The sequence below is a fragment of the Pseudohongiella acticola genome (genome assembly GCF_001758195.1).
Lineage (GTDB): Bacteria > Pseudomonadota > Gammaproteobacteria > Pseudomonadales > Pseudohongiellaceae > Pseudohongiella > Pseudohongiella acticola.
The window spans coordinates 239338-255873 of the sequence record NZ_MASR01000001.1 but is presented as its reverse complement, the minus strand read 5'-3'; the positions used below and the strand labels follow the sequence as shown (position 1 = coordinate 255873).

11 protein-coding genes are annotated in these 16536 nt (G+C 55.6%); 7 read left to right on the top strand and 4 right to left on the bottom strand.

What is annotated here, in order from left to right; translation table 11 throughout:
• The first annotated feature begins 102 nt into the window (after positions 1–102).
• The 5 genes from PHACT_RS01095 to eda all read left to right on the top strand — a co-directional run bounded on the left by PHACT_RS01095 (position 103) and on the right by eda (position 7185).
• Positions 103–2385: a TonB-dependent receptor gene (locus PHACT_RS01095; RefSeq protein WP_070115534.1), complete on the top strand. Its 2283-nt coding sequence runs from the start codon at positions 103–105 to the stop codon at positions 2383–2385.
• 114 nt (positions 2386–2499) lie between these two features.
• Positions 2500–3954, top strand: coding sequence for a glucose-6-phosphate dehydrogenase (gene zwf, locus PHACT_RS01090; protein ID WP_070115533.1), 1455 nt, complete (start codon positions 2500–2502; stop codon positions 3952–3954).
• A 45-nt stretch (positions 3955–3999) separates the two neighbouring features.
• Positions 4000–4716, top strand: coding sequence for a 6-phosphogluconolactonase (pgl, locus tag PHACT_RS01085; protein ID WP_070115532.1), 717 nt, complete (start codon positions 4000–4002; stop codon positions 4714–4716).
• Positions 4712–6529 carry a phosphogluconate dehydratase gene (gene edd / locus PHACT_RS01080; protein ID WP_070118059.1) on the top strand — a complete coding sequence of 606 codons (1818 nt, stop codon included), beginning with the start codon at positions 4712–4714 and terminating at the stop codon, positions 6527–6529. Before pgl ends, edd begins: the two co-directional genes overlap by 5 nt.
• A gap of 23 nt (positions 6530–6552) precedes the next feature.
• Entirely contained in the window at positions 6553–7185 is a 633-nt protein-coding gene (gene eda, locus PHACT_RS01075; RefSeq protein WP_070115531.1) for a bifunctional 4-hydroxy-2-oxoglutarate aldolase/2-dehydro-3-deoxy-phosphogluconate aldolase, read from the top strand.
• Between the two features lie 16 nt (positions 7186–7201).
• Here eda and PHACT_RS01070 read toward each other — a convergent pair whose 3' ends face one another.
• Together PHACT_RS01070 and nhaC are read right to left on the bottom strand one after the other, a co-directional pair.
• Positions 7202–8380 carry a phosphatidylinositol-specific phospholipase C1-like protein gene (locus PHACT_RS01070; RefSeq protein ID WP_083264243.1) on the bottom strand — a complete coding sequence of 393 codons (1179 nt, stop codon included), beginning with the start codon at positions 8378–8380 and terminating at the stop codon, positions 7202–7204.
• Between the two features lie 41 nt (positions 8381–8421).
• The gene (nhaC, locus tag PHACT_RS01065) at positions 8422–9888 is read right to left on the bottom strand and encodes a Na+/H+ antiporter NhaC (protein WP_070115530.1); all 1467 of its coding nucleotides are present in this window, start codon (positions 9886–9888) and stop codon (positions 8422–8424) included.
• 226 nt (positions 9889–10114) lie between these two features.
• On the opposite strand from nhaC, the gene PHACT_RS01060 reads away from it, so the two are divergent.
• Entirely contained in the window at positions 10115–11296 is a 1182-nt protein-coding gene (locus PHACT_RS01060) for a DUF3089 domain-containing protein (RefSeq protein ID WP_070115529.1), read from the top strand.
• A gap of 70 nt (positions 11297–11366) precedes the next feature.
• Here PHACT_RS01060 and PHACT_RS01055 read toward each other — a convergent pair whose 3' ends face one another.
• Complete coding sequence (locus tag PHACT_RS01055) at positions 11367–13670, bottom strand: carboxy terminal-processing peptidase (RefSeq protein ID WP_070115528.1); 2304 nt, start codon at positions 13668–13670, stop codon at positions 11367–11369.
• Positions 13671–13776: 106 nt separating this feature from the next.
• On the bottom strand, positions 13777–14988 hold the full coding sequence (locus tag PHACT_RS01050; RefSeq protein WP_083264242.1) for a tyrosine-type recombinase/integrase: 1212 nt from the start codon (positions 14986–14988) through the stop codon (positions 13777–13779).
• 88 nt (positions 14989–15076) lie between these two features.
• On the opposite strand from PHACT_RS01050, the gene PHACT_RS01045 reads away from it, so the two are divergent.
• Positions 15077–16471, top strand: a complete 1395-nt coding sequence (locus PHACT_RS01045; RefSeq protein WP_083264241.1) for a mechanosensitive ion channel family protein — start codon at positions 15077–15079, stop codon at positions 16469–16471.
• Positions 16472–16536: the final 65 nt, after the last annotated feature.

The following is a 16536-nucleotide window of genomic DNA, read 5'->3' as shown; positions in this document are numbered from 1 at the left end:
CCCTAAGTCTGGCAAAATCCAGTAATCCGGGGTTGTAAAATGCTGTGTTATAGCATTATTATGCTATGCTATATCATATTGAGTAATCGCCGGAGTCACTTCATGTTCGCCAGACGCAAGAATCTATCAGTTATCATATCCACCCTAATGAGTTCAGCCCTGTTGACCCTGGTCAGCGGCAATGCCGTTGCACAATCTGAGGACACCAATAGCACACTGCATTATTCCGACGTTGAGGAAATTGTTGTGCGCGCTCTGCCTCTGGGACGAACGCGACTGCAATCGGCACAACCGGTTGACGTCATGGTTGGGGAAACACTGGCCGATCGTCGCGGCATGACGCTAGGCGAAACCCTGCAACAACAACCTGGCGTGCAGTCGAGCTTTTATGGCGCAGGCTCCGGCCGCCCCATCATTCGAGGCCTCAGTGGACCGCGCGTGCGCATTCTGGAAGACGGCCTGGCAACGGCAGACACCTCAACCCAGAGCGATGACCACGCGGTTACCGTTGACCCTCTGCTGATAGATCAGATTGAGATCCTGCGTGGACCAGCCACCTTGCTGTACGGTTCTGCTGCATCGGCAGGTGTGGTCAATATCATTGATGGTCGCATCCCGGAGCAGCGTGCAGAAGAACCACTCAGTGGGCGATTTGAGATAAGAGGCGACAACGTTGCCGACGAACGTAGTGGTGTACTGCGACTTGATGGCGGCGCTGGCAACATTGCCTGGCATCTGGACGGTTCCTGGCGTGAAGCCGACGATTATCGCATTCCTGGCGAGGCACGATTTGCTGGCAGTCACGAAGATCATGATCACGAAGACGATGACCACGAAGATGAGCATGACGAAGGTGAACACAACGAAAGCGGCAGCAGCAATCGGCTGTTCAACAGCTTTGTTGAGTCGCAATCCGGTACCGCCGGCCTGAGCTGGATTGGTGACAACAGTTTTGTGGGTGGTTCATTCCGCGCCTTTAACTCCGTATACGGCATCCCGGCGCCGCATTTCCACGCCGAGGAAGAACATGATGAAGCGCATGACGAGGACGATCACGAGGCCCATGCTGAAGAAGAAGAATTCGCCTACATCGACATGGAACAGCGCAGCTGGGACATTAAAGCAGGCCTGATGTCACCATTGCCCGGAATCAGGCGGGCTACAGTCCGCGTGGGTTACAACGACTACACGCACAGTGAAATCGAACTGGGCGGCGCACTTAACGACGAGCACGACGACGATCACGAGGACGACGATCACGCCGACCATGAACACGGCGACGGTACCGTGTTCGACGTGCAGACCCTGCAAAGCCGACTGTCTTTCGAAACCACCCCGGTCTGGGGCTGGGAAGGGGCGTTTGGTTTACAGCTAGAGCAGGAAGAGTTCAAGGCGGAAGGGGCCGAAGCATTTGTACCCGACAACAAGACCCGGTCGATCGGTGTTTTTGTGCTTCAGGAACGTCAATTCGATGCATTGACGCTCAGTCTTGGTGCACGCGTAGAAAATACCAAGGTGCATTTGCAGGGTGACGCGCATGCAGTCGACCATGACCACGACGACGAACAGCACGACGGGCACGATGATGATCACGGCGCTTTCGCCGATATAGACAGTCGCACGTTTCGCAACGTCTCTGCCAGCATCGGTGGCATTTACGAGTTCAACGAAACCTGGCAGACCTCGGTCAATTTCTCCCGCGTGCAGCGTGCTCCATCGCAGACAGAGCTGTTTGCCAATGGCCCTCACCTGGCGACCTTTAGCTATGAAGAAGGCAATGCCGGTCTGCGCACTGAAACAGCCAAGGCCTGGGACCTGACCCTGCATCGCCATGCTGATTTCTTTGATTTCGAGATCAGTGTGTTCCGCAAGGACGTGGCTGATTTCATCTACCTCGCGACAACCGATGAGGAAGAGCTCGGTTTTCCAGTGCGTGAAGCCGAGCAGCAGGATGCCGAGTTTACAGGTATGGAAGTGCAGGGCGTATGGCAGCTGTTTACCAGTGACTGGGGACACTTTGACCTGCACGCCGGCTATGATCGTGTGCACGCAAAACTGGCCGACAACAGTTACCTGCCACGCATATCGCCCGAACGGGTCAGCGCCGGCCTGGACTGGCACCTGGCTGGCTGGCGAGGCGGCCTGGATGTGTACCGCATGATGAAACAGGACAAGGTACCGGCACTGGAAACCACCACACCCGGTTATACCATGGTCAATCTGCGCATCGCGTACGAGTTCGACATTGGCAACAGCACTCTGGAAGCCTTTGCGCAGGGCCGCAATCTGGGCAATCAGGAGGCCCGTGTCGCAACCTCCTATCTGCGAGACTTTGCGCCGTTGCCAGGCCGCAATGTCATCGTTGGTATCCGCGGGCGATTCTGAATGCCGTGACCTTCCCAATGACGTCGTAAACCCCGTCAGCTCAGTATCTGGCAAGAAGCTTGCTTGTTTAATCAAAAAGCAGGACGATTGACTGAGTGACTGACGGGGTAGAGCATGATCTGTGACTTTCTGATTATCGGTGGCGACGGCGATCTCGCCTTCCGCAAACTGTATCCGGCGCTCTATCACCTGGACCGCGATCAATGCCTGCCAGCCTGCCTTAAAATCATCAGTGTCTCGCGCACCCGCCATACGGCAAAGGCCTTTTCGCAAAAGACGCGTGACATGCTCATCGCGCAGCTGGGTGACAACAAACCCGATGCCCCAACCTGGAAACGCTTCAACGCCAGACTCAGCCATTATGCGCTGGACGCCAGCAACGAAGCGGAACTGTCCCGGCTGGCACACACGGTACTGAACGACCGCTCTCGCGACCTGGTTACCTACCTGGCAACACCACCTGACATTTTTGCACCCATCTGCCAGTCACTCTGGGCAGTAGGACTGGTGCGCGACAATATGCGCCTGGTCATTGAAAAACCGCTGGGGAGCAGTCGCGAAAGTTTTAATGCAATCAACAACAGCCTGACTGACATATTCGACGAACATCAGATCTACCGCATTGACCACTACCTGGGCAAGGAAACCGTACAGAACCTGCTGACACTGCGTTTTGCCAACTCCCTGTTTGAGCCACTGTGGAGCAACAACTATATTGACCACGTTCAGATAACTGCAGCCGAGACCATCGGAACGGGCGGACGCTGGCCGTTCTATGACGAAGCCGGCGCCTTGCGTGATATGGTACAGAATCACCTGATGCAATTGCTGTGTCTGCTGGCCATGGAACCGCCGGCGTCACTGGATGCACGTGCCGTCCATGATGAGAAACTCAAGGTTCTTCGCAGCCTGGCACCATTGACTGGCCGTGATGTCGCTGACCACACCGTACGCGGTCAATATGCGGCGGGCACCATTGACGGTCAGTCGGTTCCATCCTATCAACAGGAAAGCGATGCTACCGGCACATCGGGCACAGAAACCTTTGTTGCCATCAAGGCTTCCATCAACAACTGGCGTTGGGCCGGTGTCCCTTTTTATATGCGCACGGGTAAACGCATGCAACGGCGCTTCTGCGAGATCGTTGTACAGTTCAAAAAACTGCCTCACGCAATTTTCCCGGAACAGGCTCATCAAAACAGCGCCAATCGCCTGGTCATTCAGTTACAACCGGAAGAGGGCATACGACTTTACCTGCTTAACAAGGTACCCGGACTCGACGAAAGTTTTCCCATGGAAAATGTTTCACTGGATCTGGCATTGTCAGAGGCATTTACCGGGCGCCGGGTGCCGGAAGCGTATGAGCGATTACTGTTCGACGTCATGCGCTCCAACTCAACTTTATTTATGCGGGCCGATCAGGTTGAAGCAGCCTGGCAGTGGGTTGATGATATTGCCGATGGCTGGAAACAACAGAAACAGAAATCGCTACCATACATGGCGGGCTCAAATGGACCTGCCGACAGTATTGCCCTGATTGCCAGAGATGGCAGGCGCTGGCAGGATTGATTCTAATTCCGGTTAACACCGAACCATGGCTCAGGAGCTTGCACGATGTGGGAGTTGCATGAATACAAAAATCAGAGTGCGCTGCTCAACAATCTGACCGTACGAATCAGCGATTTGTTGTGCAAACAAATACAGCAAGGCGGCAAAGCGTCAATCGCGCTTTCCGGCGGCAGCACGCCGAAGACCCTATATCAACAGCTGTCCGGACAATCGTTACCGTGGCAATCAGTTATTATCAGCCTGGTTGATGAGCGCTGGGTAGCTGAGGTCAATGCCAGTTCAAACGCCCGTTTTATAAAAAACACACTGATCCAGAATCAGGCTGCACGTGCCATTTTTATCGGCATGAAAACCTCACATCGCGACGTATTTGCCGCAGCTGAGAGTTTGAGCAATATTCTTGAGCGACATACGCTACCGTTGGACCTGGTGCTGCTGGGCATGGGCCTGGATGGCCACACGGCATCGCTTTTTCCTGACGCAAAAGGACTGACGGAAGCACTGTCTGATACCTGCAGACCGGTCTGTTGTGCCATTCAGCCGCAACCATCAGCTGACGATGCAAATCCGACTGCACGCATGACATTAAGTCTTAACACAATACTGTCAGCCTCTGTGCGCATACTTTACATCAGCGGCGCCGCCAAACGAGACGTGCTGGAGCAGGCGTTTATCCCCGGCTCCGTGACCGACATGCCGGTTCGCGCGGTATTGCACGACAGTCAAACCATGACCGAGATTTATTATGCCCCAGATGATTAATACAACAGTCGAAACCGTCACCGAACGTATTCGCGCACGGAGCAGACCCTTGCGCCAGGCTTACCTGCAGAATGCGCAGCGCACCATGGAAACATTTCCACCGCGCAAAACACTGTCCTGCGGCAATATCGCGCACGCGTTTGCAGCCTGTTCACCAACAGATAAAAACCGCATCGCCGGCATGCAATCTTCCAACCTGGGTATTGTGACGGCCTACAACGATATGTTGTCTGCCCACCAACCGCTTCAGTATTATCCGGATATCATCAAGGCGACCGCTGGCGAACTTCATTGCACGGCTCAGGTAGCGGGCGGTGTGCCCGCCATGTGCGATGGTGTCACGCAAGGGCAGCCCGGCATGGAACTCAGCCTGTTCAGCCGCGAAGTGATTGCCATGGCGACCGCGGTCAGCCTGAGTCACAATGTCTTTGACGGCATTCTTTGCCTTGGCGTGTGCGACAAAATTGTACCCGGGCTTTTAATCGGTGCATTACAGTTTGGCCACCTGCCAGCCGGTTTTATTCCCGCGGGCCCAATGGGTCCGGGTGTCCCCAACAAGACCAAAGCCGAAGTCCGGCAACGCTATGCACAGGGGCACGCCGACCGTGAAGAACTGCTGGCAGTGGAGTCGGCGTCCTACCACAGCCCAGGCACCTGCAATTTTTACGGGACCGCCAACAGCAATCAGGTCATGGTGGAAATGCTGGGTGTGCAACTACCCGGCGCGTCGTTTGTCAATCCGGATGATCCTTTGCGTGACGCGCTGACCCGGGAGACCGTGCGGCGGGTTCTGGCAGCAACCGGGCAGGGCGAGACACCCAGGCCTTTGACCGAGTTGATCGATGAAGCATCCCTGGTCAACGCCGCCGTGGCGTTGCTGGCCAGTGGTGGCTCCACCAATCACACTCTGCATCTGGTCGCCATTGCACGCGCCGCCGGAATTATCCTGACCTGGCAGGATCTGGACGAACTGTCTCATGTGACGCCGTTACTGGCTCGCGTTTACCCAAATGGCGAAGCTGATGTTAATGCCTTTCAGCAGGCCGGTGGCATGGCCTACCTGGTACGGGAACTGCGCTCAGCAGGTCTGCTGAATGAACAGGTCCACAGCCTGATGGGCGAGGGCATGGCCTGCTACGCCCAGCAACCTGTGCTCACAGACAACGGCGGCGTCGAGTGGGTCGATTATGACCTGCCTTCATCCATGCCGGATGTTCTGCGCCCGGTGACCCGACCATTTTCCGGTCATGGCGGCCTTAAACTGATACACGGCAACCTTGGCGAAGGCGTGGTGAAAACCTCCGCTGTCAAGGATGAGCATCAACACATCAGCGCTCCATGCCGAGTGTTCGACAGCCAGGATGACATGGTGACGGCATTCCGGGCCGGTGAATTACAACAGGACGTTATTGTTGTTGTCCGCTTTCAGGGTCCCAAAGCCAATGGCATGCCCGAGTTGCATCAGTTGACGCCGTGTCTGGGTGCGTTACAGGATCAGGGGTACCGGGTGGCACTGGTCACTGACGGTCGTATGTCAGGCGCCTCGGGTAAAGTTGCCGCCGCCATTCATATGAGCCCGGAAGCGCTGGATGGCGGGCCGCTTGCCAGACTGCATGACGGTGATCTTCTGTCACTGGATGCCGCCAGCGGTCATCTTCAGGTTATGCTGGATGAAGATGTCATGGCAGCACGTGAACCGGCGCATTACACGCCAGCCGAAACTTTGCTGCCGAACAGTCTGGGACGAGGCCTGTTCGCGACGTTTCGTCAGGCTGCCGGCGTCGCCCATGACGGTGCCTCGGTTTTCAAATAAACCCTCCAGGGAGATCTGGCCTGATGTCTTATCTGCGCGAACAACTCGGTCGACTGACAATCCTGCCGGTGCTGGTAGTCAACAGTGAAGAGGAGGCTGTCGGTATCAGCCAGGCGCTGTTTGATGCCGGTATTGAGGCCGTTGAAATAACCCTGCGCACGCCGTCCGCGTTGTCAGCCATTGAAGCAGTAAGACGGGCCCTGCCATCGTTGAGTGTGGCTGCAGGCACCGTCAATACGGTTGACGATATGGAGGCAGTGGCGGCAGCAGGTGTCAATTTCGCGGTCAGTCCAGGCTTGACCCGTAAGCTGGCAGATTGTGCACGGGCACTGGAGCTACCGTTCTTACCTGGCGTCAGCACGGTATCAGAGGTTCTTGACGGCATGGAGCAGGGGTTTGACTGCTTTAAATTGTTTCCGGCCTCGGTCTGCGGCGGAGCGGCCCTGCTCAAAGCCTGGTCAGGGCCGCTGGCGGGTGTCAGCTTCTGTCCGACCGGTGGCATCAATGCCGGCAATGCCGGAGATTATCTGGCATTGCCCAATGTGTTGTGTGTAGGCGGCTCCTGGATGTTGCAGGCGGACACTGTTGCTGCGGCTGACTGGGTGTCAATCCGCAACAGTACCCGCGACAGTCTGGCGCATCTGTCGCGATTCTAGGTACGCGGCCGATCCGCTATTCCTGCAAAAAATCGCTGTCGCATCCGGCCGGCGCACTGACCGGATTGCAGCGTCCAGCACCTTGCGTATCTGGCAGCACTACCTGATAGTCCGAGCCCAGATCCGAGGGCTCTGCATAGTCAGTACTGATGTATTGAGCACCACTGGCAAACGCCAGGTCTCGCCGGGTGGTATCACCGGTGCGGGCTTCGTGACTGGGCACATCAGAGCGGGTGCGCACAAGGTATCCCTGCTCGACATAGGACCTGATCGCCTTCGCATCGTCGAACACATTGTTCATTTTCAGGAATGCGGAAGCCGGGTGCCCGGGCTCCGCGCTGACAAACAACGCACGATCAGTCAGACCTGGCGCGTGCGATAGATAATCGTCAAGATGACGGCCGGTATTATCCAGCGCAAACAGTACCTTGCCCCGGCTCTGCGCCAGTGTGGGCCAGCCTTGCTGCAGTATTGCGGCATTAAGCGATTGATAGTCGCCGCGCACATCGTCAGGTGTAATGACATGCGAACGCTCAAATACCTGCCAGATTTCACCATCCACAGAAAGAATATTACTGGCATCAATCGTCACCGGGGTCGTGTATTGCACTGGCCCCCAATCCTGCCGCGGCGAGTCTTTTAACTCAAGCATGATCATGATGGGCAAATGTGACGGATTCTGCTTTGACCAGTCCCGAATCTGGGTTAGACAGCTGATCAGTGTCAGACAGGTTGTGCGGTAATCAATGTCCTGCGAATGCAGTACCTTCAGACCCGGTACCTGCAGCACCCGTCGATTACTTGCCATATCAGGGTCGGCGACCAGTTCTCCGCCGGCAGGGTGGGCAAACAGGCCTCCCTCTGGGTCGGCAAACACATCCAGTTCGAACTGACGGATATCGAGCCTTTGCAGTTGTTCGGCCAGGGGACGATGCTGGTAACTTATGTCCTTGGCCCAGCCGTCGCGATAATCGTTGAGGTATCTGATCAGGTCTGGTGATGGCAATAGCTTGTAGCTGTTGTGACTGCCCAATACCTGGACCTGATTGAGACGCAGACATTGGTCGGCATTGTCTGCAGTCAAAGCTGAGCACTCAGGGCCGGCAGCGTACAGCAATGCCCCAGGCAATAACGTCAGCGACCACAATGTGAACAGTAGCCCGCCAATGGGCAGGGCAGGAAGAGCAGCTTTCATACATCACCTCGATCAGAACGATTCCTGTCGAGTCTGAGACATTAAGACGACGGTTTTATGACAGCCGCATCTGCCGGTTCGGCGCTCACGCGTGCAATCCTGATACGCGCCCAGGCAAAAATCAGTGTCATCGCCGGGCTCAGCAAGCAGAAAAACGCCCACGGCGCATACGCCAATGTTGCGACACCCAGCACGCTGGCATGATAGGCACCACAGGTATTCCACGGTACCAGTACGGAGGTGACGGTACCGGTATCCTCCAGGGTACGACTCAGGTTCTGCGGTGCCAGGTCCTGTTTGCGATAGGCTTCGGTAAACATGCGACCGGGCACCACAATAGACAGGTATTGATCAGAGGCAGACACGTTGGTAACGAAGCAGGTGGCGCCGGTTGCTGTCACCAGACCGGCATCGGATTTGACGCGGCTGATCAGGGCCCGGGTAATACGAGCCAGGAAACCACCGGCCTCCATCGCACCGCCAAACACCATCGCCGACAGAATCAGCCAGATGGTATTGAGCATGCCGGCCATGCCGCCAGTGCTCAGTAATTCATCCAGCACGGGGTCACCGGAAACGATCGCCGTGCTGCCATAAAGCGCCTGCATCACACTCTGGTACAGACCACCGGTGGATTCCGCCAGCTCAGCCAGCACCGATTGCTGAAACAGAATTGCGCAGACAACGCCCACCAGCGCGCCCATAAACAACGCCGGCAGCGCCGCAACTTTTTTGACAATCAGGAATATGACGCCAACTGGCACCAGCAACAGCAGGGGCGACACCCAGAATTTTTCATCAATCAGGTTTTGATACTGCTGCGTGTTATCGGCATTGACGGCATCGTTACCCATGAACAGACCGAGTACAAAATAAATCAACAAGGTGACGGCAATGGAGGGCAGGGCAGTCAGACTGAGATAGCGAATGTGGGTAAACAGATCGACACCGCTGACACCCGACGCCAGGTTTGTGGTGTCAGACAAGGGCGACATCTTGTCGCCAAAATAAGCTCCGGACACGATGGCACCGGCCACCAGACCAGGATTGAGACCCATGGCGTAGCCAATGCTCATCAAAGCGACACCCAGCGTTGCCGACGTTGACCAGGAACTGCCAATCACCACGGCGGCGATGGCAGTGATCAGGCAGGCGCTGGCAATAAAAAAAGTCGGACTGAAAATCTGTAGACCGTAGTAGATCATGGCCGGCACGATGCCGCTGATCAACCAGCTGCCGGTCAGAGCCCCCACCATCAAAAGAATCAGAACCGCAGGTGTTGCCGCTTTGATATTGTCGATGATCTTGTCCTGAATCTCCGACCAGGGTTCACCCCGGTACAGCCCCAAAGCCGCCGCCAGCGCAGCCGCAATGATCAAAGCGCTCTGATTGGCACCACTGAGCGAATCATCGCCATACACGGCGACGTTGTAACCCAACAGCGCGAACAGAACCAGAAGCGGAATGACGGACATGAATAGTGAGGGGGTGGTACGAGACGCTGTCATCCGTCAATGAATCCTTTTGGTAATGGTTTTTGCAACTTTAACCGGTTATCCAACAGAATCCCAGCGATGACAGAAAATATCCCGCATGTTCAGGTGTTTGGACCTGATAACCGGGTAGTCCGGCGCAAACCACCCACCGTCTCTGGACCCGTAACTTGTTTGCGTCTGGCCGCTGATTTATGCTGTTCAAGCGCAATTTTTATCCATTCAGGGAGATCTGACTCAAATGAAATACCACAAACGCTTGTTGCCCGGCACGAGCCTGGGCGCGCTTGCGCTGGGTATCAGCGCTGCCATGCTGCCGGCTCCGGCGGCACAGGCTGCAGAAGCCGTTGATTATGCTGACGCCAGCAACTGGCTGTGCCGGCCAGGCGACCCACGCGCCTGCGAAGTCGATATGAGTACCACGATTGTTAATGCCGATGGCACCGTGCGCCTGGAACCCTGGACTGACAACCCGTTTGCGGCTGTCGACTGTTTCTATGTCTATCCCACCGTATCGCAGGATACTACCGCCAACAGCGACATGATTGCCGGACCGGAAGAGTACAACGTAGTACGCAGTCAGTTTACCAGACTCGGTTCCCAATGCCGGACCTTTGCCCCGTTGTACCGGCAGGTGACCCTGACAGCGTTGCGCGCCAGCATGACAGGCAATTCAGAACTGACGCCCGACAGAGCGCTGGGTTATCAGGACGTCCTCGATGCCTGGAACTATTATCTGGAAAATGACAATGAAGGTCGCGGTGTGGTGCTGATTGGGCACTCTCAGGGTGCCGGGGTTCTGACCCAGCTGATTGCCAATGAAATCGAAGGCAAGGACATTCAGCAGCAGATCGTGTCAGCCATGTTGCTGGGCACCACCATTCAGGTACCCGAAGGCGATGTCGTTGGCGGTACATTCAAACATATGCCGTTATGTGAAAGCGGTGATCAGACCGGATGTATTGTCACTTATGCATCCTATCGTGACACCAACCCGCCACCCGCGATGGCGCTGTTCGGACGTAATGGCAATGGCACTGTCAGCGCCTGCACCAATCCTGCCCAGCTTGCCAATGGCAGTGACGATCTTCATGCCTACCTGAGCAACGTTGCACCCGAGGGTTTTTCCACCACTGGCCCGTCACCGTGGTCGTCCAGTGGCGAAAGTATTCATACGCCCTTTGTCAGTGTGCCAGGCCTGCTCAGCGCAGAATGTGTCAGCAATGACCGTTTTTCCTATCTGGAGATTACGGTGAATGCCGACCCGGAGGATCCACGCACAGATACCATCACCGGTGATGTGATGAACCCCGATGGCAGCATCAATGAAGGCTGGGGCCTGCATTTGATTGACGTCAACGCCACCATGGGTAATCTTGTCGATCTGGTCGAGCGCCAGATTCAGGCGTATCGCTGGGAGTAGTTCAGATACTGTAATAACAAAAACGGGAGCCTTGGCTCCCGTTTTTGTTTCAGCTCAATGACAGTCCTGATTACTGTTCTGACAGTTCCAGCGTGTTCACGGCCGCATGAACGTGCGTGGAATCATGTGCTGCTGTCATCGGATTGCCTAGCAGCTCTGCCATATCAACCAGAATGCGGCCGCTTTCCAACAGCAACGGGTCATCCTCTTCCTGTTCTTCCTCGTCACTGGCATCATCCAGTGCCGCAATATCTTCCGCCGCGTCCGCTTCAGCATCTTCTTCTGAGGCTTCATCGCGCCAAATTTCCAGCGGCAGACCTTTCGCCTGCAGGCGCGCATTATTGGCATCAAATGCTTCGCGCCGATCGGCGTCGCGTCGCGCTTTCAGCATGTCGCGCTGCAACGGTATGGTCTTGCGTTCACGCGCCTCAATCATGCGCTGAACTGTTCCTTCCAGGTAAATGAAATCAGGATCCGCTTCAGCCCGCAGTTCGTGACGTTCCTGCAGTTCCGGGATGATCTGTCGCAGCGGATGGTAGGAGCGGAATTCAACAGGGCGCACGGTATCCCAGGGCAGGGCGCCGTCCAGGTTACTTTCACCCATGGTTTCAATTGCCTGGTAGCGATCCGGAAAGTCTATGTCCGGCAACACACCACGGTGCTGCGTGCTGGCACCTGAGATGCGATAGAACTTCGAGCGGGTCAGTTTCACCTGCCCATAATCCATGGGAATGATTTCCTGTACCGTGCCTTTGCCAAAGGTCTGTCCACCCAGCACAACGCCACGCTGATAATCCTGAATGGCGCCAGCAAAAATCTCCGAAGCTGAGGCACTGGCGCGGTTCACCAGTACAGCAAGCGGGCCGTCGTACACCATCTCAGGATCGGCATCGCCATAGGAGCGAACAAACCCGTTTCGCTGCCCGGAATAACGAATCTGTACCGTTGGACCGGATTCGATAAACAAACCAACCAGCTCATTGGCTTCATTAAGCGAACCACCACCGTTGTAGCGCAGATCAACAACCACGGCTTCAACATCGTCCTGTTTCAGCTCTTCCAGCAGAGCCCGCACATCACGCGCTGAGCTGCGGTAATCGGTAAGGCCGGCAGACGCCGCTTCAAAATCAAAGTAGAAAGAGGGCAGTGTAATCACACCGATGCGGTACATTTCGTCGTCGATATCAACTTCCAGTATCTCGCTGCGCGCGAACTGTTCAGACAACTCCACGGTGTCGCGAACGATGGTGATTTCACGTGCGCCCACTTCACTGGTGGCTTCCGCCGGCAGAATGTTGAGTCGAACCAGTGTGCCTTTTTCGCCACGGATCTGATCAACCACATCGTCCAGGCGCAGACCGATGACATCCTGCATTTCGCTATCGGTGCCCTGGGCAATACCAATGATGCGATCACCGGCTTTCAGTTCACCTGCCTGCTCCGCAGGACCGCCTTTAATAAGCTCGGCTACCTTGGTGTATTCGTCTTCCGATGTCAGTTGCGCGCCGATACCCTGCAATGAACCGCGCAGGCCCATATTAAAGTTTTCCGAATCGCGGGGAGAGAAGTAACTGGTGTGCGGATCCACGGTACGGGCAACCGTCGCCATGTAGGCCTGAAAAACATCGCGTTCATTGGTTTTGGCAACCTGGGTCAACTGATTGCGATAACGCTTGCTCAGACGCTCCTCGATCTTCGCCATTTCCATGCCGGTCAGAGACAGACTCAGCGTGCTGTTCTTGATACGTTTGCGCCATAGCTCGTCAAGCTCGGCTGTTGACGTCGCCCAGGCGGCATCTTCACGGTCAATAACGAGCTCTTCATCAACAGTGAAGTCGAGAGAGTCCAGCTCATTTTCGACAAATTTGACTGTCCACACCAGGCGCTCCAGCACCCGACGATGGTACAGATTGTAAATTTCATAGGCGGGCTGCAGGTCACCGTTTTTCAGGCTTTCGTCCAGCGTTTCACGCATGTCGTTAATCGCGTCGATGTCGGACTGTGTCAGGTACAGCCGCGATCCATCCAGTACATCTATATAGTTATCAAAGACTTCAATGGAAAAATTATCGTCGAACGTAACAGGCGAGTAATGTTTGGTTTCCAGCTCGCGCAACAACTCGATGGCGGTACGCCCGTAAACCGGCTCTGGCGCCATCAGTTGATACAGGCTATCGACATCCAGCACGGCCAGCAGTTCTTCGTCTTCGGTCGCTGCATCCTGCGCCAGCGCAGGCGAACTTATCATCCAGGTCAATGACAACAGCAGGCTGAAGGCTACACCGGCCTTACGCAGGGTGCTGGGCAAAACTTTCAGCCACAGCAGGTTTTGGGTCGCCGGTTTGAACTCATGAGTCGCAGTATTCAACGTCATACCTCACACAATTTATTGCCTGAATTTCAGATCCTTGATATTACGATTTGACGCGTTATGTCAAGGTCACCCCAGAATTTATCAGTTAAACGCCCGTGTAATTGTGTTATTTCGTGACAGGCTTGTTGCGGGCACTGGCATGGCGTTCCGCACGCTCCACATCGATGTAGCGATCCGTGATGGCGCTGGAGCCATGTCCGGCATCATCACGAACGTGTTCACGCGGTCTGTGTTTGACGTCCTCCGAGATGCCTGTGTGGCGCAACCAGTGCACGGTGGCGGTCGCCAGCCGTTCGGCCTCCTCAATAGACCCTTCAGAGCGCAGCTTTGCTTCAGCCTGACTGAAACATTTTTGCACGATGCTGCGAATCTGGCGGGTACTGGTGATACCCCCTTTGCCGCGGGTCTTATGGATCAGGGGTGTAGCCTCTCCTGGCGAAGGCATCGCGGACAGGTCGCGTGATTCGCGATAGCGCCGCAGGGCGTGCAGCATGGCGTTGCTGACCGACACCTCACGCTCCTTGTTGCCCTTACCGACAGTCAGAAACCACCAGTTGCCTTCCAGGTCACGCTGAAAGTGCCCCATTTGCGGAATCCAGCGCTCGGTTTCCACCAGTTCCGAGATTCGCAGGTACATGGCAAACAGCGCCGTCATAATAAACAGCGTGCGCTCGTGCGTATCCGGATCTTCAACGGCCATGGCTTCAGCCGTTTCGATAACAACATCCCACTGAATCTGCGACAGACGGCGAATTTTGTCCTGTCCCTGACGTTTGCGCAGAAATTTACCTTTCTGCCGGATACGTGCGACCGGATTGGCCGGGAGCTGATTCTCCTGAACAAGATAGTTAAAGAAGCTGCTGAGGACGGCAAACATGGCCTGTAATGCCGATTGCGACAGCGCGTAGGGCTGATCGGCAGGTGCCTGGTAGGGTCGCCAGTCCGGGTTGGCGACGCGCTCGCCCTGGCGCTCAATGAAGCGGGGCACCTGCTTACGCCCGATCCAGGCATCGGGTGGCTGGCGCGAAAACTCCACGTAGGATTCCAGGTGTTCGCGCTGCACATCGCACAGCGACAGCCCCGCTACCAGCCAGGTCCATTGCAGAAAATGCTCAAGTTCGCGGCGATAGGCCGTGAAGGTGTCGGGACTTCCGCGATAGCTGTACAGAAACTCACTGGCGCTGCGATAGTCAGCGGCAGCACTGTCCGGCAAGGTGTTTTTGCACGACGCCAGCACGGCTGCACTGATCTGCGGCGGTTCTCGCCACGGATTGGGCATTTGCTCAAGCGTATCGAATAAAGGGTAGGGTGATTTCATGGCCTGATATTTTCGCTGTTATTGGTCGTCGATGATAGTTATGCTTGATACCAATCCCAAATAAAGTTGCAAGAGAAAAACACAGATCATGCAAGAGATGCTCGCCTGGTTACAGGAACGCTCACAACAGGTTATCGCTGCCCTGCAAAACCCGGAATACTGGTGGCAGTTTCTGGTGTTGTGTGCAGCTGTGGCATTATCGGCACTGGTTAATTCCCGGTTGCAATCCGTACTGGAGCAGAACAATACCCGTAGCACCGGACTGCGCCATATTGCTGTGCGCGCAGCCCAGCGTATCGTCTGGCCGTTAACGGCACTGGTGTTTATCCTGATCGCAATCGGCATCCTTGAGAATTATGGTCTGCCCACCGCCATTCTGAACCTGGTTTCGCCAATTCTGGCAGCACTGGCGCTGATCCGGTTGTGCGTTTACATACTGCGCAAATCATTCGCGTCAAATCCCATCATGCGCTCATCCGAGAATGCCCTGGTGCTATTGGTGTGGTCCGTCGTCATCATGCACCTGCTGGGCTGGCTACCCGGCGTACTGTCCCTGCTGGACAACATGGCACTGACCGTCGGTGAGACACGAATCAGCGTTCTGTCGACGGTGCAGCTTCTGTTTATTGTGGCATTGGCGTTCATTCTGGCGGTCTGGATTGCCGACCTTATTAACCGTCAGGTCGCCCGCGTGCCCGGTATTACTCCCAGTATGCAGGTCGGCGTCAGCAAATTGAGCCGGTTTCTGCTGCTGACACTGGCGTTTTTGCTCGCACTCAACGCCGTCGGCATTAATCTGAGCTCGCTAGCGATATTTGGCGGGGCATTGGGTGTGGGTCTGGGTTTTGGCCTGCAAAGTATTGCGTCGAATTTCATCAGCGGGTTTATTCTGGTGCTCGACCGCTCCATCAAACCCGGCGACATCATCACCGTGGGCACCAAGTTTGGCTGGGTGCAAGAGCTCAATGCCCGCTATATCGTGGTGCGTAACCGGGAAGGGGTGGATACCCTGATTCCCAATGAAAACCTGATTACCTCGCAAGTGATCAACTGGAGCTACGCCGATCCGAATGTGCGAGTCACTGTGCCGGTGCAGATCAGTTATGACAACGATCCGGAAGAGGCCATGGCGTTGATGCTGGAGTGCGCCTTTGCCTCCTCCCGTGTGCTTGAGGACCCGCCTCCCACTGTTCGACTGACTGAATTTGCCGACAGTGGCATCGCTCTGGAGGTCAGAGTCTGGATTAACGACCCCAATAATGGCTTCACGCCGGTGCGCTCTGACATCAACGTTGCCATCTGGCGGGCCTTCAAAAAGGCCAACATTACCATTCCGTATCCGCAGCAGGATGTTTATATCAAATCCATGCCGGATCGCCCCGGCACCAAGCCTGCCTCTGATAAAACCAAAGCCAGCGTCGCCGCAGATATAGTGTCGCAAACTGACGCTGCTGATCCAGCGCCTCCTACCTCCGAACGCTGATGTGTTGCATTAGGTAACACTTATTTGCTAGACTGGCGCCATCTACTATACCAACCAGACGGTAA